The organism is Frankia sp. BMG5.23 (assembly GCF_000685765.2).
Lineage (GTDB): Bacteria > Actinomycetota > Actinomycetes > Frankiales > Frankiaceae > Frankia > Frankia casuarinae.
In genome coordinates, this window is sequence record NZ_JDWE01000056.1 from 1 (window position 1) to 21,428 (window position 21,428).

Here is a 21,428-nt window from a genome sequence, read left to right on the forward strand (position 1 = left end):
AAACGCTTCCAGCTAGAGTTTTCCCCGATTGGGACGTAGCCACCGCGGCCGTCCACGCGGGCGCTGTAGTCGACGCCGTGGCCGGGAACCGGCTGATTCACACCGACCTTCATGCCCACTAGTTCATGATCAGAGAGGACCGTGTCTGGGTGGTCGACTGGGGCTGGCCGGCGCAGGGTGCCGGCTGGGTAGACGCCGCGTTCATGGTGATCCGTCTCATTGGCGCCGGACATACCCCCCAGCAGGCCGAGCAGTGGGCGGCGGGGCTGGACTGCTGGGCTGGCGGCACCGACGAGGACCGGACCGCCTTCGCCTGCCACGTGGCGGGACTGTGGAGCATGCGAGCGGCGCAGTCGGACAGCCTTGCCGCTCAGAACCGAGCCGCCCTGGCGCGTAGCTATGCCACGTGGCGCCTGACCTGACCACGACCTGTATGGCCATGATGATCCCGTGATCTCGGGTTCGAGGTCAGTGCATCTGAGCCCCAGCCGGCGGGGTTGACTCCAAACCCTCCGTCGGCTGGCCCTTGGGACCCCGGCGAAGCCCCGAGCATGCGGGCCTCGCTGGGGTCCCCTGCCACATCTGGGGTCATCGCAACTTTTCTCTACCCTGTAGATCAGGCGTTGCTACGACGTACTACTTGCGTACCTGATCGCCTTCAGAAGTCTGCTGCTGGCCGGACGGCTTAGCGACCTCATCAGCCGGCGGCGCATGTTCTTGTCCGGCACCGCGGTGTTCACCGCGGCCTCGGCTCTCGCGGGAGCGGCCGGCAGCCCCGCGATGCTGATCCTCGCGCGTTTCCTGCAGGGGATCGGCGGCGCGATGGCCGCCGCCGTCAGCCTGGGCATCCTGGGGACACTGTTCGCCGAGCCCGGGCAGCGGGCCAGGGCGATCGCCGTCTTCAGCTTCACCGGTGCCGCCGGTGCCTCGATCGGCCAGGTGCTCGGCGGCGTCCTCACCGACACCGCAAGCTGGCGCTGGATCTTCATCAACGTGCCGATCGGGGTCGCGACGCTCGCGGTCGCCCTGCCGGCGCTGCCGGCGCTGCCGGCGCTGCCGGCCACAACGAAACGGCCTTCCTGCCCGCTCGGCAACCACAGCACCGAGTAACGGTAATCGAACATAGGTTCGACATCCGAGGTGGGGTGATCTACGCTTGATCCATGACCGCCACCGATCCCGCCACCGATCCCGCCACCGATCCCGCCACCGGGCAGCATCGGGTGCTGTCCGGGTTGGTGGGGGTGGCCGGGCAGGTGGGTGGCCTGGTAGAGGCGCCGGTGTGGTCGTTGTCGGACGCCGAGTTGTACGGCGCCCTGGACGACTGTTCGGTGGAGCTGGCCCGCCTTGCCGCGGTGCGGCTCGCGCTGGCGCGGGAGGCTCATGGGCGGAACCTGGCCGCGCGGGAGGGCGCGGCCGGTACGGCAGCGTTGCTGCGGGAACGGCTGCGGATGCGTCCCGTTGACGCCCGGCGTCTGCTTGATCTCGCGATTGCCGTGGATGGCCCGCTGGCCGCGACCGGCGCTGCCCTGACCGCCGGTGTGATCACTGTAGAGCAAGCATGGGAGATCCACCTGGCGCTGCGTTCTCTGCCGCGTGGCCTCGGCGCCGAGGTGTATACCGCCGCGGAGGCTTCGCTGCTGGAGCTGGCCTGGATGTTCGACCCCGCGGAGCTGGCCCGTCTCGGCCGGCACCTGCGCGAACAGCTCACCCAGATCGATACCAGCCCCGGCGGCGACGGGCCCACCGACACCGGTCACCACAACGACCCGGACAGCCAGAGCGATGCGGGCGACCAGAGCGATGCGGGCGACCGGGACGGTAGGCCGGGTCCCGGTAGTGATCCTGCCGACCGGCGGGGTCTGTGGTTGACCGACCTGCCGGGCGGGACCACGCGGATCAGCGGCACCCTTGATGCCGAAGCCGCCGCCCTGCTGCGTTCGGCGTTGGATCCGCTGGCCGGACCCCGCCCCGGCGATGACGGCACCGCCGATCCGCGTTCCCCGGCGCGGCGGCGTGCCGACGCCTTCGTCGAGCTGTTCCACCGCGTGCTCGGTGCCGGCGTTCTGCCCGTGACCGGTGGGGTGCGCCCGCATCTGACGGTGACCGTGCCGTGGGCGGCGCTGCTCGGCCACGGCGGGCCTCCGGCCTCGACCGGCTGGGGTCAGCCGCTGCCGGCCGGTGTGCTGCGCCGCCTGGCCTGTGACGCCTCGGTCGGCCGGGTGCTGTTCGATGCGGCCAGCGTTCCGTTGGATGTCGGTCGTGCCTACCGGAGCGCACCGGCGGATCTGCGTCGCGCCGTCATCGCCCGCGATGTCTGCTGCGCATATCCGGGATGTGACCGCCCGTCGTCGTGGTGTGAAATTCACCATGTTCGTCATTGGATAGACGGCGGAGAAACCTCGCTCGACAATCTGGTCTTGCTGTGCGGATATCATCACCGGTTCGTGCACCACCAGGGTTGGACCGTCCGGCTCGGCCCCGACCGCCGGCCCGAGTTCCTTCCTCCACCCTGGATCGACCTGGCACGAAAACCCCGCCGCAACCCCTATTCACGACATACCGCCGACCTCCTACACACCGCGCCAGGCGGATAACCATCGCTTCGCCCTGGATTCAGGCGAGCAGCGAGACGAAAGCAGTGGCTCAGCCGACCGCAGCCGGCCACGGCCCAGATCATCAGTCCGCAGTCCGCCATCGAGACCACTGCCAATCGTGTCGTCACCCCTCCGCCACCCGCGCCCAGTCCCTGACGACCCACGAACCTCCCAAGGCCCACACTGCTTGGTAGGCACCCCGCCGGCAGGCACACCTTCCTGGAGAGCCGATGACGCCCGACATCGCCGTGGCCCGCGGGCTACTCGCAGCCCAGCCCTTCAGTCGACTGCTCGGCGCCCGGCTCAGTCGCTTCGAGGCGGGGGTGGCCGAGCTGACCATCCCGCTCGGAGATCATCTACGCCAGCAGCACGGCGCCGCGCACGGCGGGGCGCTGAGCTATGCCGCCGACACTGCCCTCACCTTCGCCGCCGGCAGCGTCGCGGGGGACGCCGTCCTGACCTCCGAGATGAAGATCAACTATCTCCGGGGGGCGCGGGGCGACGAGCTCATCGCCCGTGCCGAGGTCGTCCACGCCGGCTCCACTCTGGTTACCGTGCGCTGCGAGGTCTTCGACCGCGGCGGAGACAGGGACGGGGAACGGCTCTGCGCCGTCGCGCTCGGCACCGTCGCGCGCCGCTGACCACCAGCACACCCCTCGTGACGACCAAGCTTCCGTACGACCAAGCTTCCGTAGGCTCGAAGGGGCGTACGGCCGAGCCCCCCGGAGGTGCACACGGCCAGCAGCGTGGCGACGGCGGACCGGCCGATGCGCTCGCACGCGCGCCGCAACCGCGAGCGGATCCTCGAGGTGGCCCGGGGCGCCTTCGCCGGCAGCGACAGGGACATCTCCCTCAACGAGGTCGCCAGGCAGGCGGAGGTCGGGATCGGCACGCTCTTCCGGCACTTTCCCAACCGGGACGCGCTGCTCGAGGCGCTGCCGCACGACCGGACCGCCGCGCTACTCGACGAGGTGGACCGGCTGCTGGACGCCCCGGACGCGGGCGCGGCGCTGTTCGGTTGGCTCGACAAACTGATTGCGCACATCGCGACCTACCGGGGGGGTGGCCGCCAGGCTGCTCACCATGGTGCGCGACGAGGAGACGGGGCTGCACGCGTCCTGCTACTCCCTCGAGCAGGCGACGCTGGCATTCCTCGTCCGGGCCCAGCGGGCCGGCGACGTCCGGTCGGACGTGCGGGTCGAGGAGGTGATCTCTCTCGTGACCGCCATCGGCTGGATCCGGGAACAGGCGCCGGAGCGGGCGGACCACGCTCGACCCCTGCTCTCGATCATGACCGATGGCCTGCGGGTTCAGTCCCGGCCGACGACCGATGACACCCCGGGATCTTATAAAACGGAGCACCACCCCGGTACGGGATCATAGACGACGGATCACGACGGATCACGACGGATCACCCGGGGGAGGCGGTGCCATGGGCGGCGCGGGCGTGATCGTGGATCGTGTCGAGCGGGCTGTCGATCTTCTGCGGTTGGTCGCTCGTGCTCGGGCCACGGACGGACAGACGGGTAAGAGCGGCCCGTGCGGGAACTGGTACTCCGAAGGATGTGTATCCGCAGACCCCGATGAAGGGAGCCGATCAGATGACCACGACAGCCGAGACCGGGAACGTCACCGGCACGAAGGACGCCCAGTACGACCTGCTGTGGTTCACGGAGCGGTGTCTGAGCAACGCGCTGCGGCTGGAGACCTACATCGGCGACGCCGAGCGCGACGACGACCAGGAGCTGGCTAGCTTGTTCCGCCGGGCGCAGAACGAAAGCCGCAAGGGCGCCGAGGAGGGCAAGCAATTGCTGCGCAACCGGCTCTGACCCGGCCCCTCTCACCTCCTCCGGTGGCTCCGGTTCCCCCGGTGCCCGGCCGCGGAGACGACCGACCGGCGTACGGTCCGCAGTGTCTTGCCGGTCGGTCGCCACGATCGCCGAGTGCGGTCTCGCAGGTTTCCCCACACGGGTGCCCTGGACATCATCCCCGGTCAACCCCAACCGAAACCCACGATGGCGCTACATACTGTAAGTAGGTCAGGTGACGGGCGGATCAGGGTGACTGGCGGATCGGTTCGCGTGAGCGGAGCGCGCGAGGTGGCGCCAGACCAGGGCGGGTCAGACCGTGTCGAAGTCGGCCACGAGGAGGTCGGCTACGACGACGTGGCCGTTGCGCAGCGATTGGCGGTGCCGAACCGGCACCGCCAGTCGCCGGGCGAGCGTGAGCAGGTCGTCGTCGCGGCGGACGGTGAAGCCGTGGGCGGCGAGCATCCGACGCATCGCGGCGGGGGTCCATGCCGAGCGGTTGGGTTCGCGGGCCATGGGATCGGGGCGCCGTGACACAATAGTCAGCACCCGTGCCGCCAGCCGGCCGAGAAGCGCCGAGAGCGCCGGCGCGTGGTAATGAACGATCAGGCGGCTTCCCGGGGTCGAGCGCCCCGCCACGACCCGGGTCGTGGCGGCGACCTGGCCACGGGTGAGGTAGGGTACGACACCCTCCCAGATCCAGACCGTCGGCACCGTCGGCCGATGCCCCACCGACGTCAGGGCCGCGTCGAGGTCGTCACGGCTGAAGTCCACCGGCGCAAAGCGCGGTGCCGTTCCCGGCGGCCCCGCGTCCCCGAGCCGATCCGCGTCCCCGAGCCGGTCGAGCTTGTCCCGCTGGGACGCCGGATGATCGACCTCGAATACGGCGACGCCGGCGAGCTCCGGCATCCGCCAGGGCCGTCCGTCCAGGCCCGCGCCGAGAACCACCAGTTGCTCCGCCCGCCGCACCTCCCGATCGCCGTCGGCCCCACCGACGGCCTCCCGGAGGGCCTCGTCGATGGCGACGGTACGCGGCACCATCACCTCACCGCAGGCCCGCACCATCTCAAACTCAAGCCGCGCCCCCCACCCCCGCGGCGGGACACCACCGCGCACCCACTCGACAACGCCCCGTTCGTCGGCGCGCAGAAACATCATCGCTGTCGGATCGTCGAACCGGTCGACAGCGATGCGCCCGTGCGCGACGGCCCGCCCCTGGCACACCAGCACCGCGGTCCGGCTCGCACCCCCGTGACCGCCCATGGGCCGATGTCCCCGCACTCTTCCACGATTGCATGCCACTACCGCAGGGGCACCCACAGGCAAGAAGGTGATCATCGGCCCGTCGCGCTCGCCATCGGCGGCCATGCCCGGGTGAGCGTGCTGGAAGCCGTGCACATCCACCTCGGCCTCCACCTCGGCCTCCACCTCGGCCTCGAGGTCCCCGTCCCGCGCGCCCCACAACCGCAGGCCGTTCACCGAAAGTGTCGATGGTTGCGGTGAAGCAGGCGGCAGCGTGAATCGCGTGCACGACAACGCTGCCTCCGTACCCACTACAGTAGGCCGTCCATTGCCAATACACCCTGGTCACAGGGGGCGCGCCAGCATGCCCACCGAAGAGACCCACACCGGGTCCGGATGGCAGGATCACTCCAGGAGACCGTCGGCGTTCTCCCACCGTTACATTCGTCGTTCCCGTCCCGCGCACCGTCTCCCCGGAAAGGGGCCAACACCCTGATGGCCGAGCAGTCCCCCCGTCGCAGCATCGAGTCCTGGGCGCACGACCTGCCCGTGAGCTTCGTGGAATGCCGCACCATGGGACACCGCTGGCAGCCCCACAGCGCCACCTGGGACCGTGAGGCCCGCGCCTACCACGTCATCCACGCCTGCGACCGCTGCCGCACCCAGCGCAAAGCCTGGTGGACCCGCAACGGCGAGGTCACCGCCGCCGGCTACACCTATCCCGAGGGCTACCTCACCCGCGACGTCGGCTATGTCGGAGCCGACGGCCGCGGTGTCCTGCGCACCGAGTACCTCACCCGCATGTTCAACACGACCACCCGGCGTGCCAACGCGAACGGCCACGGGGACGCGGCACCGGAGTCCTGAACGAGACCCGGCCGACAACCCCGAAAGCTGCGACAAACTCGTCCAGGCCGGCCGACGAGAGCATGACCCTATCCTCCCGCCGCACGGACCCGGGCGGCGGACCCGGTGGCCTCCACCGGGTCCGCCACTGGCGGCGGCCGGCGGGGCGTGTCGCGGGGCATGTTCCACCTGGTTACCGTCGGAGACGGTGGGCAGGCATCCGACATGATGCGTGCCCCGAAAACCGGTGTCCTGGCCCGCCTGACCAACACGGCGCGCCAGGAACAGAGCGAGTACGCGGGCAACGAGCCCCGCCCGCTGCGCAGCTATCTTGCCACCCTGTCGGCGTATGGCGGGTTGTGCGCGGCTCTCGGGCTGATCGGCCGGGTGTCCGGTGCGGTCCTGCCCGAGCGGTTCGCGGTCTCCGACCTGGTTCTCGTCACGATCGCCACGCACAAGCTGAGCCGCATTCTCACCAAGGACCCGGTGACGAGCCCGCTGCGCGCCCCCTTCACCCGCTTCCGCGGCACCGCGGGACCGGCGGAACTCGCCGAGGAGGTCCGCGAGCATCCCCCGGCCCGGCACAGCGTGGGTGAGCTACTCACTTGCCCGTTCTGCACCGCGCAGTGGATGGCCACCGGCTTCGTCTTCGGCCTGGTCGTCGCGCCTCGGCCGACGCGGCTCGCCGCATCCGTCTTCACGGTGGTCACCGGCTCCGACCTACTTCAACTCGTCTACGCGAACGCGCAACAACGGGCCACCAGGGGCTGACCATTCCCGCCCGGGTGGTGGGTGTTGCACCCAGATCACGGGAACTGGCGGCGCAGTGATGATGTGTGACGTGCGTACGCGCATGCGCACGCCCGTACATCTGCGCGTGCATACTCCAGAAGAATTGGGTCCGGTCCCATCGTGAGAGCCGGCTGCACGTGCAGACGTTTGAACCCCGCGGTGCCCGGCGAGAGACCAAGGGCCATGGCGGACAACCTGCGCGAACTCCCTCGCTGGACCGCCGACCGCGAAGGCCTGGAACGGGTCCGAAGAACTCAAATCATCAAAGCATCGCCGAACGGCGGTCCGTGTGTCACGTCTCAGCCGGCGCTCGTGTTGAAATAGGCACGGAAGAGGGGCCCGAGGCGCCAAGCTGTTCATCTGGAGCGCCGTGGCGAGAGTATGGACAGAAACTTACCGAATGTCACCGTAAGACGCAGAGGCGGCACCGATAGTGATACCGATGGTTCTCGCCGGTCGACCTTCGTCCGCCATGGCCGCCGTGGGTGGCTCCGGACAAGCTGCGTGAAGAGGGGTGCGTGATGGAGTCCTCGGCTGACCAGTCGAGCTGGTCGGACGTGTGGTCGCATATTCCGGCCGCGAATCCGCAGCAATCCGGCCCGCTATGGGCGTTGGCGGTCCTCATCGGACCGGATCGGGCGGTGGAAGGTGTCGTCGGATTCTTCGTGACACCGGCCGAGGCGAACCGGCACGCCCGGGCGGGGGGCTACGAGAGCTGGCTGGTGATTCCGGCGCTGGACCTGCACGGGGCGGGTGGGCCGGTAGCGGTCCTGTGACCGGTGGACCGCCCGATCGCGGCGTCGGCCCGAGCCCCCGCGGAAGCCCTTCTTCGGGAGAGGGCACACTGGTATTCCGACGTACCGCTCCTCCACTCCTCCACTCCTCCGCTACCCCCGCTACCCCGCTACCCCCGCATGCGGCGATGCGACACCCACGGCACCGACGACAGATCGACCACAGGCCCATCGACCACAGGCCGGAAGCGGCCATGAACCCCTCTCCGACCATGGGCTCTCCCCGGACTCCTCCTCCCCCGGGTGCCCCGCGATCGCCGGGCGTCCCACAATCGAAGGTGTAATCGAAGGTGCAGATGACGGCCGGCCCCCTCTACGCGCTCTACACCCGTCGCCTGCGTCGGCAGGTCATGGCGGGTCCACTGCCTGCGCACGTCGGGCTGGTCATGGACGGCAACCGCCGCTGGGCCCGCGAGATGGGCATGGCGAATCCGAGCCTCGGCCACAAGTACGGCGCCGAGCACGCCGAGGACGTCCTGTCCTGGTGCGAGCTTGTCGGCATCAAACACGTCACCGTGTTCGTCTGCTCGACGGAGAACCTGCAGCAGCGCGGGGACGCCGAGGTCGCCTTCCTCATGCAGGTGATCGAGCAGGTGGTGGCCGACCGGCTCGGGCGGCCGGACGCCCGCTGGCAGGTCCATCTCGCGGGCATGCTGGACACGCTGCCGGACAGCACGGCCCGTGTCCTCAAAGAGGCCGTGGAGACAACCCGCAGCGTCACGACCGGCGCCCACGTCACCCTCGCCGTCGGGTACGGGGGTCGCCAGGAGGTCATCGAGGCCCTGCGCGAGCTGCTGCACGAGCGGGCCGAGGCCGGGGACTCGCTGACCGACGTCGCGTCGACGCTGACCGTGGACGACATCGCCCAGCACCTCTACACCGCCGGCCAGCCCGACCCCGATCTGGTGATCCGCACCAGCGGGGAACAGCGGCTGTCCAACTTCCTGCTCTGGCAGAGCGCCTACTCGGAGCTGTATTTCTGCGAGGCGTACTGGCCGGCGTTCCGTGAGATCGACTTCCTGCGCGCCCTGCGCAGCTTCGCCGCCAGGGAGCGACGCCACGGCGCCTGATCCACCGTCTGGCCCGCCCATGAGCAGCCCCCGGCCCGTCTCCTGAACCGCCCTTGAGCCACTCCTGAGCCACTCCTGAGCCCGCCCCCTGGACGGCGGACTGCGCGCGTCGGGTTTCCGCTTCCCGTTGCCCGATCATTTCTTCCTTCGCCCGGCCCCTCCCCCCTTCGTTCCTCCTTTCCTCCTTTCCTCTCTTGAGCGGAGCTGGTATCCCGCCGGGCAGGAAGATCGTTCAGGCGGTCAACGCCGGCCATGGGCCACCTATGGGCTTCAGGGATGTGTCGAGCACCCAGCGCATCGTCGTCGTCCGACGGCTGGTCACCCGCCCGGTCGGCCGCATCCTGCCCGCGGAAACGCCCAGTGGTGCCATTACCGCAAGTAAGTGCTTATTGCGCCATCAGCGAACTACCATCGAGTCTCCGTCGCTCTGGTGCAAGCCTGTCGCCTGTCGGGACCTGAGGTCAGACATAAACGGAGCATCAATGGCATCCGCCACCAGCGTCCACAAGGGTTGGAAGATCTTCTTCACCAGAGAGGAGACCGAGATGGTCGCTAACGGCGTCGACATAGCTGCGATAGTTTCGGCCGTCATACCCGAGCCGGCCACCGCCACGGTGGCGTCAGTGGCCCCGCGAATCCTCGCTTTTTATGCGAATCGCGCTCTCAAAATCAACAAGAGGCTCGGACTCGAGGTCAATATGCCCAGCCCCAATTTCCCCGTCCGCACCGAAACCATCGGGCCCCCGGTGTGGCCTTTCCGAATCTAGCCATGATCAAAAATGGCGGTCGGAACGTCGTCAACACCGTTGATTATCTTGTCTGCACTCCCAAGAGGCGCCGAGATACCTGACCGCCGCTGGCGATGAACCGACCATCGCCGGCGATGGGACCGGCGGTAGTCGGGACGCGGGTGGAATGCCACAACCACCCGCGCCCCGACCGTCCGGCCCAGCCCGCGCCGGGATCAGGCCGGAGAGCATGGATCGTCCTGGTCCGTCAACTCGCCGCTACTGCTGCACCTGTTGCCGGAACCAGCGGACGACCGCGGCCGTACCGGCCTTGTTGGAGTCGAGATGACCGACGTTGGGTCCCAGGTTGATGATCGGGGCGTCGGCGCCACGTGCCAGGAACGCGGCCTGGCAATGCTCGCTGTTGGCCCGCGGAACCTGATGGTCGGCGCCGCCGACGAAGAGCCGGACCGGCGCCCTCGGGTTCCAGTTCGAACAGGTATGGTCCGCCGCCCACAGCCCCACGGCCAGCCCGTCCCAGGGGTTGCGGAGCAGGTCGAAGCCGTGCGGGGTGAGCAGCTTGCCGGTGGTCGCCGGCAGGCCGGCGAGGATCTGCTCCCCGGTGTGCTTGCCGTCGAAGAGCGTCGCGACCTTCGGATCCTGGAACACCTCCGCGGGCGAGCGGTACAGGTGGTACAGGCGGTTCCAGGAGACGAGGAAGAAGGCGGTGTAGCCGACACCGAAGGGCCATGCGACCTGCCCGTTCAGCCATGCCGGCAGCTCCACGGAACGCAGGTCATAGGCTCCGCTGACGGGCGCCAGGGCACCGAGCCGGAACGACGGGTCGGCGCCGGCCCACAGTGCCTTCCCCAGTCCCGTGGCCGCCGAAGCGCCCTGGGAGAACCCGGTGACCAGCACATCCCGTTTGAACTTCCGGCCTTCACGCGCGGCGACGGTGCGCGCCGCACGGAGCAGGTCCAGCGACGCGCTGGTTTCCGAGGGGACATCCAACCACGGATGGTCACCCGGCCCGACGCCGTAGCCCAGGTAGTCGGGGGCGACCGCAGCGAACCCGGCGGCGGCGTAGGTGAGGGCCGGGGCCTGCCCCCAGGAGTTGGCCTCCAGATCGGTCGCGGTCGACGGGGCGTCCGCGCGGTTGATCTCGGTGCCGTGGGCGTAGGAGACGACCTGCAGCCAGCGGTCCTCGGTGCGCGGCAGCGCCACCAGGCCGCTGGCGGTCGTCCGACGTCCACGGGGGTCGATCGTGTAGTACACGACCCGGTAGGTCCGCACCCCCGACCGGATCACCTCCGGATCGGCGTCGAACCCGGTACTGGCCAGGACCGCCCGCACATACTCCGCCGACAGGACCCGTAGCCGTTTGACGGAGACCACATCCCCGCGGTAGGAGGATGTGTGGTGCCAAGCCGCGGTCGGCCCGGTGGCCGCGGCGGGGTCGATGAGGGCGCTGGTCGTCGCGGCGGCCGTCGCCGCGGTCGTCGCGGCGAGGACGAGCCCGATGACGGTCCGGCGCCGCCGGGAGCGCCGTCCCCTCCTCACGATGTCCTGCTGCCCGTGACCTACCAGCCGCGCGTGACGTCTCCGCGGCGCGTGGCCTTCTTCCTGGACATGACCCGTTTCCCGCGCGTGACCCGTTTCCCGCATGTGACCTCCTTCCCGCACGCGGCCCATTTCCCGCGCGTGGCCGATTTCTCGCATGTGACGCCCCAGTGGCACATGACTTCTTTTCTGCACGTGGCCTCTTTCCTGCATGTGGCTTCCTTCCCGCGTGTGCATTGCGATGCCGGTGACGCTAGAAGTGGGCCTGTCGCCACGCCGGTGATCCTAAAAGTGGGCCTGTCCAGGATGAATGCGGTCAGCGGGTCGAGCCGGGCGGGGAAAACCACCGCGCACGGGATTCGGACGGCTCACCGGCTCTCGCCGGATCACCCTCCCTATAATGTCTTCGGACAGACCATCTACGCGAGGGGTTATCATCCGGCACACGCTAACGCCACTCGGCGACGGCCGGACCGCGGTCGTCCACCGGTTGGAGATCGCCGGCCCGGGAGTCGACGAGGTGGGCCCGGAGCTGGGTCCACAGATCAGCGAGGATTTCCCGGCGGCGATGGCGGACCTGTTCGCCGCCGCCCGGCTGCGCGGTGCCGCGCAAGGGGTCTCCGGGTCGTGACCCGGTTCGTGGGAAGCCCGGCGAGCAGTCCGGCCTCTATCGGCAGTCGATCCCCGGAAAGGGTCGCCGCGGCGACACCCGCGCCCCACCGCCGAGGGAGGCCGCGGGAAAGTGCTCCGGTGGTTGTTACCATGCTCCCCATGGGCTTCGGGAAAATCACGGCGTTTATCCCCTTGGAGGGAAATCTATAATGCTAGTGATGAAATCGGTCACGATTGCCCCGATCCGACCTCCGCCAGCTCCCCCGGGATGCGGGAAACCGCCCCGGAAACCGCGGAGCAGACGCAGCAGAACGAGCTGATCGGGCCGGCCGCCCGGCTGGCGACCTGGGTGTTCGTCGGCTGTTATCTGGTCTGCACCGTTCCGGTCTCCCCAACGGCCAGGGTGGGCATCCCGACCACAAAGATCCAGGTTTTTCTCTATTCCTTTCTCGCGGTGCTCTCCCTGGTCTCGCGCCGCAACGGTGCCACCTTCGTCCACAGCGCGCTGCGCAGCCTGTCGGCCGTACTTTTCATCGCGGCGGTCATGTGCTTTTACTCCCTTGCCCCGATGGGCCCGATGGGCCCGATGGGCCCGATGGGCCCGATGGGCCCGGACGGCGCGGCCGAATACCTCGCGGCAAGCCTGCGGTTCGGCGTCTTCTACGCCTCGATCGCCGTCTTTGCGGCATTCTTCTTCGATCGCCGCCACCTCGAACACGTCTTCTGGCGGATGTCATTGGGCTGCGTGTGGATCGCCTTGGCCGGCTATGCCGTCGCCGCCGTCCTACCGGCGCCGGTGTGGGTAGACGCCGGCTCCGGCGGCACGCCCCGGCTGCGCGGGCTGCTGGCCGAGCCCTCGTCCTGGGCCCCGGTCATCTCCGTGCTGATCCTGCTGGCGGTCCGGCGCAGGTCGTGGCGAAACCTGGCACTCGTCGTCCTCGCCGGTCTGCTGACCAAATCACCCACGGTCCTGCTCACCGCCGCTATCAGCCTGATCTTCTGTTATCTCAACGGGATTCGAGCGGTGGCTGCCCGGGGCCGCCGGACGATCGTCCTCGCCGCCGTCCTGCCACTGACCGTCGTCGGGATCGGCCGGATCGACCCGACCGGCTACCTGGCCAGCAACAACGGCCTGACGGTCGCGTTCGGCCGGCTCGTCGCCGGACTCGATGCGCTGGGCGATGACACGGCACCCGCCACCGCCAACGGCCGTTACACGAGCGCGCGGATCGTCATGGCCGAGGCTCGGCAGAACGGTCATCCGAACATCGGCTACGGCCCGAACTCGAACTCCGTCTATCTCGCCCAGAAATACGGTGACGACCGGAACTACGCGGCCAACTCCCTCTACGTGACCTGGCTGTTCGACTTCGGTCGGATCGGCGCGTACGCTTTGTTGGCAGCGATCTTCCTGGTCCTGCTGCGGCTGGTCAAACGGCCGGCATCGGCCGCCCTCTTCATACCCTTCCTGGTCGCTTCCCTCATCAACTCCGCGCAGGGTTTCGAACTGTTCAAGTTCGCCTTCGTCCCCGTCCTGCTCTACCTGTTCGGCTGGGAGCGCCGCATCCTCCCCGGCAACCGCCGTCAAGAACCCGATCTCGCACGACGCAGACCAGCCACCCCCGCAGGCGCCGCGGACGCTCTGCCCCGGCGGGGGGCTTCCGCCGGCAGATCGACGCCGGCGACGGCCTGATCCAGCCGCCGGAACACACCCCTGCGCCGGGGCTTCGAGTGGGCGCATCTGACACCCTCGCGTCCTGGATCGACCGATACGCCCAGCCGGGCGACCCATTGGACCCGCCCACAGGCCGGACCGGGCACAGGAGCGACCAGATGATCATATGGACCCGCCCCCACCGTGGCTGACCGGCCGTTGGATACCTCCGACTCGCCCGTGCCGGCCCGGTCTCAGCCTGCCTCCAGGCGGATGATCAGGGATTTCGAGGTGGGGGTGTTGCTGCGGGCGGCGGTGCTGTCGAGGGGGACCAGGACGTTGGTCTCCGGGAAGTAGGCGGCGGCGCAGCCGCGGGCGGTCGGGTAGGCCACGACGCGAAAGTTCTCCGCGCGCCGGTCCATCCCGTCCGTCCAGACCCCAACGAGGTCGACATGGGTGCCGTCGGCGATACCGAGGTCGTCGAGGTCGTCCGGGTGGACGAACACGACGCGCCGGCCGCGGCGCACCCCGCGGTACCGGTCGTCCATGCCGTAGATCGTCGTGTTGTACTGGTCGTGGGAGCGGACGGTCTGCAACAGCAGGTGTCCCGGCGGGACCCGCAGCACCTCACAGGTGTTGACCGTCAGCGCGGCCCGCCCGCTCGGCGTCGGGAACGTCCGGCTGTCCCGCGGCGGGTGCGGGAGCGGGAATCCCCCCAGCTCGGCCAGGCCCGCCTCGTAATCGGTGAACCCGGGGACGACCCGGGCGATGTGGGCGCGGATCCGCCGGTAGTCCCCGGCGAGCCCCACCCGGTCCGCTGTCCCCGATTCGGCCACCTCCGGCTGGCCGGCCAGGGTGGCCGCCGCGACGCCGCAGACGATCGCCACCTCCGAGCGCAGCCCCGGGCCGGCCGGCGCCAGACCGCCGCGGGAGGCGTGCACCATCCCCATCGAGTCCTCGACGCTGACCTGCTGCGGTCCGGCGGCCTGCACGTCGATCTCCGTACGGCCCAGCGCCGGCAGGATCAACGCCGCCCGGCCCGTCACCACATGCGACCGGTTCAGCGTCGTCGACACCTGGACCGTCAGCCGGCACGACCGCATCGCCGCCTCCGTCACCGCGGTGTCCGGGCTCGCGGCCACGAAGTTCCCGCCCATGCCGAGGAACACCCTCACCCGGCCGTCGCGCATCGCCCGGATCGTCCCCACCGCATCGAACCCGTGGCGGCGCGGCGGGGTGAAGGCGAACTCGGCCACCGACCGCTCCCCCACCGGCGGATCCGGCCACGCGCACCCCGGACAGTCAAACCCGTGATCCTGGTTCACCAGCCGCAACGTCCGCACCCCCGGGCCGGCCCCATCCGCTCCCACGACCGCGCCACCGCATGCCCCATCCCCGCCAGCCCCGCCGCCGCCGACGCCGGCTCCTCCACCCGCAGGTCGGCGTCCTCGTCACCGCCGGCCCCGGCACGCACCCCGGCCCCGGCACGCACCCCGGCCGCCGCTTCGAAAGCCTCACTCCGCCTACGCGACATGACTGACACCCCCATGAGGACAGGCACCGGCACCGGCATTGAACCGGTACCAACATTGAACCGACAGCGGGCCAGGGCCCCGCTACCCCTTGTCTTTCGTTAGCCGCTAATGTTTTGTAGGGGTACCGTTGCAGCCGCAACGGCCACCGCCCCATTAGTCGATCATCGACCTGGAGGTCCCGTGACCGCGCCATCCCCGTCCGACGTCGCTCCGCTGCCTCTGGCCGCCGGCACCTGGACGCTCGACCCCGCGCACTCGGGCGTGAACTTCCAGATTCGCCATCTCGGCGTCACCAACGTCCGCGGGCGCTTCGACACGTTCTCCGCGACGCTGTCGGTCGGCGACACCCTGGAGTCGGTGTCCGTCGGCGCCGAGATCGACCTGGCCTCGATCAACACCAACCAGCCCGACCGGGACGCGCACCTGCGTTCCGCCGACTTCTTCGACCTCGCGTCCCATCCGTCCATCACGTTCACCTCGACGTCCGTCACGGGCAGCGACGAGGAGTACGAACTCGCCGGCGATCTCTCGATCAACGGCGTGACCAGACCCGTCACCCTGGCGGTCGAGTTCTACGGGGTCGACACTCACCCCGTAGATGGCCGCGTCCGGTCCGGCTTCGCCGCGACGACCGAGATCCGCCGCGGCGACTATGGCATCACCTTCAACCTGCCGCTCGGTGCCGGCAGGCTCGCCCTCTCCGACAAGGTCAAGATCGAGCTCGACCTGCAGTTCATCGCCCCCTGATCAACCCGGCTCCCCAACCGGTCCCGCGCCGTCGCGAGCCCGCGCCCCGAGATCATCCGGGCTCGCGACGGAGGCCGCGGGCACCTCCACCGGCCCGGCAAGCCCCGGTCAGCAAGCCCCGGTCAGGGGGTCCTGGGACACGGCGGCTCCCCGCGCGCGACGAGATGCTCCTGCGCCCACACCTCCAGCTCGTGCAGCGCCGTGCGCAGCCCCTCGCCCCGCCGGGTGAGCCGATAACGCGTCGCCACCGGCGGCCCCTCGAGAACCTCACGCTCCACGAGGCCGGCCTGGACGAGTTCGGTGAGGCGGCCCGACAGCATCCGCTCGCTCACCCCCGGCACCAGCTTCGCTATCTCGGAGAACCTCGCCGGGCCAGCCATCAGCGTACTGATGATCAGACCGCTCCACCGCTTCCCCAGCAGCGCGAAGACCGGAGTCAGCGCCTGACAGCTCACGCCGTCCTCCGGCCTCGCAACCATCCGGTCATAGTAGGTGCCCGACGCATCACGGGTGCCTCGGCGCAGCGCAGGTCACGACGCAGCGCAGGTCACGACGCAGCGCAGGTCACGACGCAGGACAGGGTCACGACGCAGGACAGGGTCACGACGCAGGACAGGGTCACAGCGCGCTGGGCGGGTCCCCCGGGCCTGCGGCTACGGTTGACCCGCCACATCCTCGCACTGAGCCATCAGGTCGATCGGATAGCGATCCGGCACGGGAGCGAGGTGAAGATCGGGTAGGGACGGGGGCGGCTTGCGATCGCAGATTGCGTCGGGACTGCGGGTTACGTGGTGGTCGCGGCAGGACAGGCGCCCGACCGGCGGCCGCATCGTCCCCTCCGGCATCGTCCGGTCGGGCATCGTCCGGTCGGGCGCCGTGCGATCCCGTCCCGTGTCACCCCGTGTCGCGTTGACGGCCGTCGCGCTGGTCGGCCTGATCGGGCTGGTCGGCACCGGTTGTGACGGCTCATCGCCCGCGGCGGGTAACCGGCCGTCGGCCGGTACCGACGCGTCGGGCGGGTCCGGGAGACCCACGGAGCCGGACACGCCCGCCGGGTTCGACGTCAAGGCCGAAAACGCCCGGCCCGGCGCCGACTGCGGGCTGGCCCGGCTCGGCGAGGGCCACGCGGTCGAGGGCTGGCTGGACCGGGTCGGCGTCGACCCCGGTCAGCCCGTACGGTTGTTCGCCTCCACCACGGCGAGCCGGCTCGCCGTCTCGGTGTTCCGGATCGGCTGGTACGGCGGCCACACCTGCCGGCTCATCACCCGGCGGGAGGAGCTGCCCGGCCGGGTCCAGCCGTCGGCGGCGATGAACGCGACGACGAACACCGTGTCGGCCGCGTCGTGGGCCCCGACCGTGACCTTCGACACGGCGACGTGGCCGCCGGGCGACTACCTGTTCCGCCTCGACAGCAGCAACGGATTCCAGTCGTACGTGCCGTTGACGGTGCGCAGCCCGTCCGCGCAGGGCAGGATCGTGATCCTCAACTCGGTCACCACCTGGCAGGCGTACAACGCCTGGGGAGGCTACAGCCTTTACCACGGGCTGCGGGGTTTCGCCGACCGCGCCCGCGTCGTCTCGTTCGACCGGCCCTACGGCTACGGCGACGGTGCCGCGGACTTCACCGGGAACGAGGCGCCCCTGGTGACGCTGGCAGAGCGGCTCGGCCTGCCGCTCGCCTATGCCACCGACATCGACCTGCATGCCGAGCCGCGGCTGTTCGACGGTGCCCGCGCGGTGATCTCGCTGGGGCACGACGAGTACTACTCGCCGCGGATGCGGGCGACGCTGACCGCCGCCCGGGACGCCGGGGCGAACATCGCCTTCCTCGGCGCCAACGCCGTATACCGCCGGATCCGGCTCGCGCCCACGCCCCATGGGCCCGACCGGCTGGAAACGGGCTACAAGGTCGCCAACGAGGACCCCCTGTACGGGCGGGACAACAGCCAGATCACCGCGAACTGGCCGTCGCCGCCGAACGCCGACCCGGAGAGCTCGCTCACCGGCGGCATGTACCAGTGCAACCCGGTGCACGCCGATCTGGTGGTGACCAACCCCGGTCACTGGCTGCTGGCCGGCACGGGGCTGGCGGCGGGCAGCCGGATCCCGGGCATGATCGGGTCCGAATATGATCGCGTCGATCCCAACCGGCCGACGCCACAGATGATCGAAGTGCTGGCCCACTCGCCGGTGGCCTGCCACGGTCAGGCCGACTACTCCGACGTCAGCTACTACACGGCGCCGTCCGGGGCCGGTGTCTTCGACGCCGGCACCAGCGCGTGGGTGTGCGCCCTGCTCGATGTCTGCGGGCCGGGCGCCCATGGGGAGCCGGTGCAGCGGTTCGTCACCCAGGTCACCACCACCCTGCTGCAGGCCTTCGCCGCGGGGCCGGCCGGGCGGGTCCACCCCGCGGCCCGGTCCGTCCCGGCCGAGGCCCGCAGCACGCCGGTCACCGGCAGCGAACGCTGACCCGAAACCCCGTTGTGCCGCCGTCTGCCTGCCTGCCCACCTGCCCGTCTGCCTGCCTGCCCGTCTGCCTGCCTGCCCGTCTGCCTGCCTGCCCACCTGCCCGTTTGCCCCATCCGCTCCGATCCAGGGCCTACTCGTCTAGAGTCACCCATCGCACGCGTAACGCCGTAGATCGTTCGCCGGACATCCGCGATGCCGGCGAACGCTGTCGAAAGTAGGTAGTGGATGTCTTCGATGATCGCCAGACCGGCGGGCCGCGCATCACGATGGGGAATCGTCCTGCTGGTGGCGCTGCTCCCGGCCGTGCTGCTCGGGGCGTGCAACTCCTCGAACGGCGGCTCCAAGACCGTGCAGGGCGCCACGGCATCCAGCTCGACGGGCACCGACGACGACTCCGAGTACAGCGGTGCCTGCCCGACGGGCGGCAACAGCAGGGCCTTCGCCAAGACGCGGTTCGCGGTGCACGCGGGCCTCGCGCTCGGGGCCTTCCACCGGTACATCTACAAGCCGGCGAAGAACGGCGGCTTCCGATCCGGAGCCCCGAAACGGAAACGTACCTACGCCAAGGCCGCGGTCGCCGGCGTGTTCACCGTCCACGAACTCAAGGTCGCCAAGAAGTTCGCCCTGGCCAACCCGTCACTGTGCAACGCGGTGCAGTCAATCAGCGACAAGTTCAACACCCTCACCGGGAAGTTGAAGAACGGCACCGCGACGGATGCCGACATCAACTCCGAGGAGAACCTCTTCACCGCTTTCCAGCAGACCGCCGGACAGGCCGGTTTCGGCTTCACGGAGAAGAACGTCACGGTGCCCGGCGCCGGCTGAGTTCCGCTCCGCCCCGCCGCCCCGCCGCCCCGCCGCCTCGCCGTTCCGCCCGGCGGGCCCTGGTGGCGACCCGCGGACGATCGGCCCGGTCCCGCCAATCCGCCAATCATGCAGTGGAGTTAGATAAGCGTGACAGGGTGCGATGGGGCGAGGGAACCATCGGACGTCGGGGCGCGACGGGGGAGTCATGGCCGGTGGACCGGAGTGCCGTTCGGCGACGGACCGTCCCGGCAGTGCCGCGCATCACCGGAGTGGCCGAAGTAGCTGGCCGGGCTGGCGGGGCCGGCCGGGCTGGCCGGGCCGGCGGGGCCGGCTGCGTGGCACGGCCGACCGGTCCCCGGGTGCGTCCCGGCTGCCTCCCCGGCTTCTCGTCGCGGGGTTCCTCCTGCTCGTCGCGGCCTGGGTCGCCACCAACCCGCCGGGGTTCGGCCCCGACGAGCCCGCCCACTTCGTGAAGGCGGTCGGCGCGGGCACCGGACAATGGACGGGAACACCCGGCAGGCTGGCACATCCGTCGTTCGGCAACGGACCGGGCCGCGCCGAACGGATCGACTGGATCAATCGCAACAGCCGCGTCTTCGCCCTGCCCGCCGGGCTCAACCCTGGCGCGGCGGGGTTGCCCTGCGACCTCTTCCGCGACTGGGTGTCCGTCGCGTGCCTCGACCGTCCGCGCCCCCGGCCGCCGGCGACGCGGGCCCTCAGTTACGTGGGCACCTATGAGCCCTATCTCTACGCGGTCGAGGGTGCCGTGATGATCCACACGCACACGGCGGACGGCGCGCTCTACGCCGGGCGGGCGACCTCGGCTGCCATCGTGGTGACGCTGTTGACGATCATTATCTTCGCCTCCTGGGATTCCCGCGCCGGACTGCTCTCGGTCGGCGGCGTGCTGCTGGCGGTCTCGCCGATGGCGTTGTTCCTGGGTTCCGTCCTCGGCACGAACGGGATGGAGATCGCGGGCGCGACCGCGTTGTTCACCCTGGCGCTGCGACTCGGTCGACCGGGCGCGCCGCCGAGGTGGATCTGGCCCGCCCTCGGCCTCGTCGCCGCGCTGGTGGCGTTGTCCCGGCCGTCCGGTCCCCTGTGGGTGCTGCTCACCCCGATGATCGCCGCCGGTCTCGCGGCCCCCCGCGCGCGGGCGCGGGCCGTCGATGCGGTACCCGCCGTCGAGCAGCCCCGGCCGGTCGAGCGGCCCCGGTCAACAGAAGGGACCCAGCCAACGGAGGGGCCCCGGCGGCACCGGCTGGTCGGGTGGCTCTCGGTTCCGTGGATCGCCCTCGCCGTGGCCGGGGTCGTCGCGACCGCGGTCTGGGAGAGGCGCGTGCAGCCACACCCGGGGATACGCCGTGAGCTCGCGGAGCAGGGGCTGCGGCAGCTGTCGTCCGACGCGCCCGCCTGGGCACGGCAGTGGGTCGGGGTGTTCGGCTGGGCGAGCCTGCGGATGCCCTCGTTCGCCTACTGGACGTGGGGCGCGTGCCTGCTGGTCCTGCTCGGTGCGGCGTTCGTCGTGGGAACCTGGCGGCAGCGGATCCGCCTCGGCGCGGTGCTGATCGGCGTGGTGGCGGTCGCGGTGGTGCTCGACGTGCTGGTCCTGCGGCAGACGCGCTTCCCGGTTTACGGGCGGTACCTGCTGCCGATCGCGGTGCTGGTACCCCTGGCGGCCGGGGAGATCCTGACCCGGCGGGCCGCGCGTATCCCCGCGACCCTGCGCCGGGCGGGGCCCGCCGTCGCCGTCATGGCGGTGGTCGCGGTGCATGCCGTCGGCCTGTGGACGGACTGGCAGCGCAGCGCCGTGGGCAGCTATGGACCGGCCTGGTTCCTGGGCTCGTCGCAGTGGAATCCTCCGGGTGGCTGGGTCCCCTGGATGGCCCTGGCGGGAGCCGGTGCCTGCTGCCTGCTCGCCGCCGCGGCGGCCGGGCTGTGGCGGCCGGGCCGCGGCGTTCGCCCGCATCGCCCGGCGGCGGGGACGCGTCAGATCAGGGCCCGGCCGGTCCGGGTCACGAGATGTCCAGGACCTTCAGCGGCGCCGGCAGGACCGCATCGGCGACCCGCCGCTCCGCCGGCGACAGGCCCGGCAACCGGGACCTGATCAACTCCAGCACGTCGTCATCACCGACCAGCCCGAAACCCTGCTCAATATCACTGACTG

At 70.1% G+C, this 21,428-nt stretch carries 18 protein-coding genes and 4 pseudogenes; 17 read left to right on the top strand and 5 right to left on the bottom strand.

Features of this window, described 5'->3' with window-relative positions; translation table 11 throughout:
- The first annotated feature begins 149 nt into the window (after nt 1–149).
- From BMG523DRAFT_RS18385 to BMG523DRAFT_RS18410, 7 genes and pseudogenes are all read left to right on the top strand, one after another.
- Complete coding sequence (locus tag BMG523DRAFT_RS18385) at nt 150–422, top strand: hypothetical protein (protein WP_049760844.1); 273 nt, start codon at nt 150–152, stop codon at nt 420–422.
- Nucleotides 423–633: 211 nt separating this feature from the next.
- Nucleotides 634–1,044 (top strand): annotated as a pseudogene (locus BMG523DRAFT_RS18390) (MFS transporter); the annotation flags it as partial.
- Nucleotides 1,045–1,163: 119 nt separating this feature from the next.
- Nucleotides 1,164–2,597: an HNH endonuclease signature motif containing protein gene (locus BMG523DRAFT_RS18395; RefSeq protein WP_023841465.1), complete on the top strand. Its 1,434-nt coding sequence runs from the start codon at nt 1,164–1,166 to the stop codon at nt 2,595–2,597.
- Between the two features lie 230 nt (nt 2,598–2,827).
- Nucleotides 2,828–3,238, top strand: coding sequence for a PaaI family thioesterase (locus BMG523DRAFT_RS18400; protein WP_011436636.1), 411 nt, complete (start codon nt 2,828–2,830; stop codon nt 3,236–3,238).
- Nucleotides 3,239–3,364: 126 nt separating this feature from the next.
- A pseudogene (locus BMG523DRAFT_RS27465) lies at nt 3,365–3,475 on the top strand (TetR/AcrR family transcriptional regulator); the annotation flags it as partial.
- 205 nt (nt 3,476–3,680) lie between these two features.
- Nucleotides 3,681–3,980: a hypothetical protein gene (locus BMG523DRAFT_RS27470; protein WP_023841464.1), complete on the top strand. Its 300-nt coding sequence runs from the start codon at nt 3,681–3,683 to the stop codon at nt 3,978–3,980.
- Nucleotides 3,981–4,198: 218 nt separating this feature from the next.
- Nucleotides 4,199–4,426 carry a hypothetical protein gene (locus BMG523DRAFT_RS18410; protein WP_023841463.1) on the top strand — a complete coding sequence of 76 codons (228 nt, stop codon included), beginning with the start codon at nt 4,199–4,201 and terminating at the stop codon, nt 4,424–4,426.
- 291 nt (nt 4,427–4,717) lie between these two features.
- Here BMG523DRAFT_RS18410 and BMG523DRAFT_RS18415 read toward each other — a convergent pair whose 3' ends face one another.
- Nucleotides 4,718–5,668, bottom strand: coding sequence for a class I SAM-dependent methyltransferase (locus tag BMG523DRAFT_RS18415; RefSeq protein WP_035941750.1), 951 nt, complete (start codon nt 5,666–5,668; stop codon nt 4,718–4,720).
- Between the two features lie 474 nt (nt 5,669–6,142).
- Between BMG523DRAFT_RS18415 and BMG523DRAFT_RS18420 the strand changes: the two genes are divergently transcribed.
- From BMG523DRAFT_RS18420 to uppS, 4 genes are all read left to right on the top strand, one after another.
- Nucleotides 6,143–6,514 carry a hypothetical protein gene (locus BMG523DRAFT_RS18420; protein WP_023841461.1) on the top strand — a complete coding sequence of 124 codons (372 nt, stop codon included), beginning with the start codon at nt 6,143–6,145 and terminating at the stop codon, nt 6,512–6,514.
- A gap of 204 nt (nt 6,515–6,718) precedes the next feature.
- Entirely contained in the window at nt 6,719–7,264 is a 546-nt protein-coding gene (locus BMG523DRAFT_RS18425; RefSeq protein ID WP_035733351.1) for a DUF1360 domain-containing protein, read from the top strand.
- A 542-nt stretch (nt 7,265–7,806) separates the two neighbouring features.
- On the top strand, nt 7,807–8,061 hold the full coding sequence (locus tag BMG523DRAFT_RS18430; RefSeq protein WP_011436631.1) for a hypothetical protein: 255 nt from the start codon (nt 7,807–7,809) through the stop codon (nt 8,059–8,061).
- 314 nt (nt 8,062–8,375) lie between these two features.
- Nucleotides 8,376–9,149: a polyprenyl diphosphate synthase gene (uppS, locus tag BMG523DRAFT_RS18435; RefSeq protein ID WP_023841459.1), complete on the top strand. Its 774-nt coding sequence runs from the start codon at nt 8,376–8,378 to the stop codon at nt 9,147–9,149.
- 1,007 nt (nt 9,150–10,156) lie between these two features.
- On the opposite strand, the gene BMG523DRAFT_RS18445 is transcribed toward uppS, so the two are convergent.
- Nucleotides 10,157–11,437 carry a lipase gene (locus BMG523DRAFT_RS18445; protein WP_235187144.1) on the bottom strand — a complete coding sequence of 427 codons (1,281 nt, stop codon included), beginning with the start codon at nt 11,435–11,437 and terminating at the stop codon, nt 10,157–10,159.
- Between the two features lie 430 nt (nt 11,438–11,867).
- Between BMG523DRAFT_RS18445 and BMG523DRAFT_RS18450 the strand changes: the two are divergent.
- Both BMG523DRAFT_RS18450 and BMG523DRAFT_RS18455 read left to right on the top strand, forming a co-directional pair.
- Nucleotides 11,868–12,068, top strand: a pseudogene (locus tag BMG523DRAFT_RS18450) (polyketide cyclase); the annotation flags it as partial.
- A 249-nt stretch (nt 12,069–12,317) separates the two neighbouring features.
- Nucleotides 12,318–13,742 carry a hypothetical protein gene (locus BMG523DRAFT_RS18455; protein ID WP_043591770.1) on the top strand — a complete coding sequence of 475 codons (1,425 nt, stop codon included), beginning with the start codon at nt 12,318–12,320 and terminating at the stop codon, nt 13,740–13,742.
- A gap of 215 nt (nt 13,743–13,957) precedes the next feature.
- On the opposite strand, the pseudogene BMG523DRAFT_RS18460 reads toward BMG523DRAFT_RS18455, so the two are convergent.
- Both BMG523DRAFT_RS18460 and BMG523DRAFT_RS25435 read right to left on the bottom strand, forming a co-directional pair.
- Nucleotides 13,958–14,956: pseudogene (locus tag BMG523DRAFT_RS18460) on the bottom strand (molybdopterin dinucleotide binding domain-containing protein); the annotation flags it as partial.
- A 68-nt stretch (nt 14,957–15,024) separates the two neighbouring features.
- The gene (locus BMG523DRAFT_RS25435; protein WP_157493442.1) at nt 15,025–15,237 is read right to left on the bottom strand and encodes a hypothetical protein; all 213 of its coding nucleotides are present in this window, start codon (nt 15,235–15,237) and stop codon (nt 15,025–15,027) included.
- 181 nt (nt 15,238–15,418) lie between these two features.
- On the opposite strand from BMG523DRAFT_RS25435, the gene BMG523DRAFT_RS18470 reads away from it, so the two are divergent.
- Nucleotides 15,419–15,985, top strand: coding sequence for a YceI family protein (locus tag BMG523DRAFT_RS18470; protein WP_023841451.1), 567 nt, complete (start codon nt 15,419–15,421; stop codon nt 15,983–15,985).
- A gap of 122 nt (nt 15,986–16,107) precedes the next feature.
- On the opposite strand, the gene BMG523DRAFT_RS18475 is transcribed toward BMG523DRAFT_RS18470, so the two are convergent.
- Nucleotides 16,108–16,464, bottom strand: coding sequence for a helix-turn-helix domain-containing protein (locus BMG523DRAFT_RS18475; protein WP_035733319.1), 357 nt, complete (start codon nt 16,462–16,464; stop codon nt 16,108–16,110).
- Nucleotides 16,465–16,876: 412 nt separating this feature from the next.
- Here BMG523DRAFT_RS18475 and BMG523DRAFT_RS18480 point away from each other — a divergent pair, with 412 nt between their 5' ends.
- From BMG523DRAFT_RS18480 to BMG523DRAFT_RS18490, 3 genes are all read left to right on the top strand, one after another.
- Nucleotides 16,877–18,454, top strand: a complete 1,578-nt coding sequence (locus tag BMG523DRAFT_RS18480) for a N,N-dimethylformamidase beta subunit family domain-containing protein (protein ID WP_232235146.1) — start codon at nt 16,877–16,879, stop codon at nt 18,452–18,454.
- 234 nt (nt 18,455–18,688) lie between these two features.
- Nucleotides 18,689–19,279 carry a hypothetical protein gene (locus BMG523DRAFT_RS18485; RefSeq protein WP_232235147.1) on the top strand — a complete coding sequence of 197 codons (591 nt, stop codon included), beginning with the start codon at nt 18,689–18,691 and terminating at the stop codon, nt 19,277–19,279.
- Between the two features lie 187 nt (nt 19,280–19,466).
- The gene (locus tag BMG523DRAFT_RS18490) at nt 19,467–21,368 is read left to right on the top strand and encodes a DUF2142 domain-containing protein (RefSeq protein ID WP_043591773.1); all 1,902 of its coding nucleotides are present in this window, start codon (nt 19,467–19,469) and stop codon (nt 21,366–21,368) included.
- The last annotated feature ends 60 nt before the right edge of the window (nt 21,369–21,428 follow it).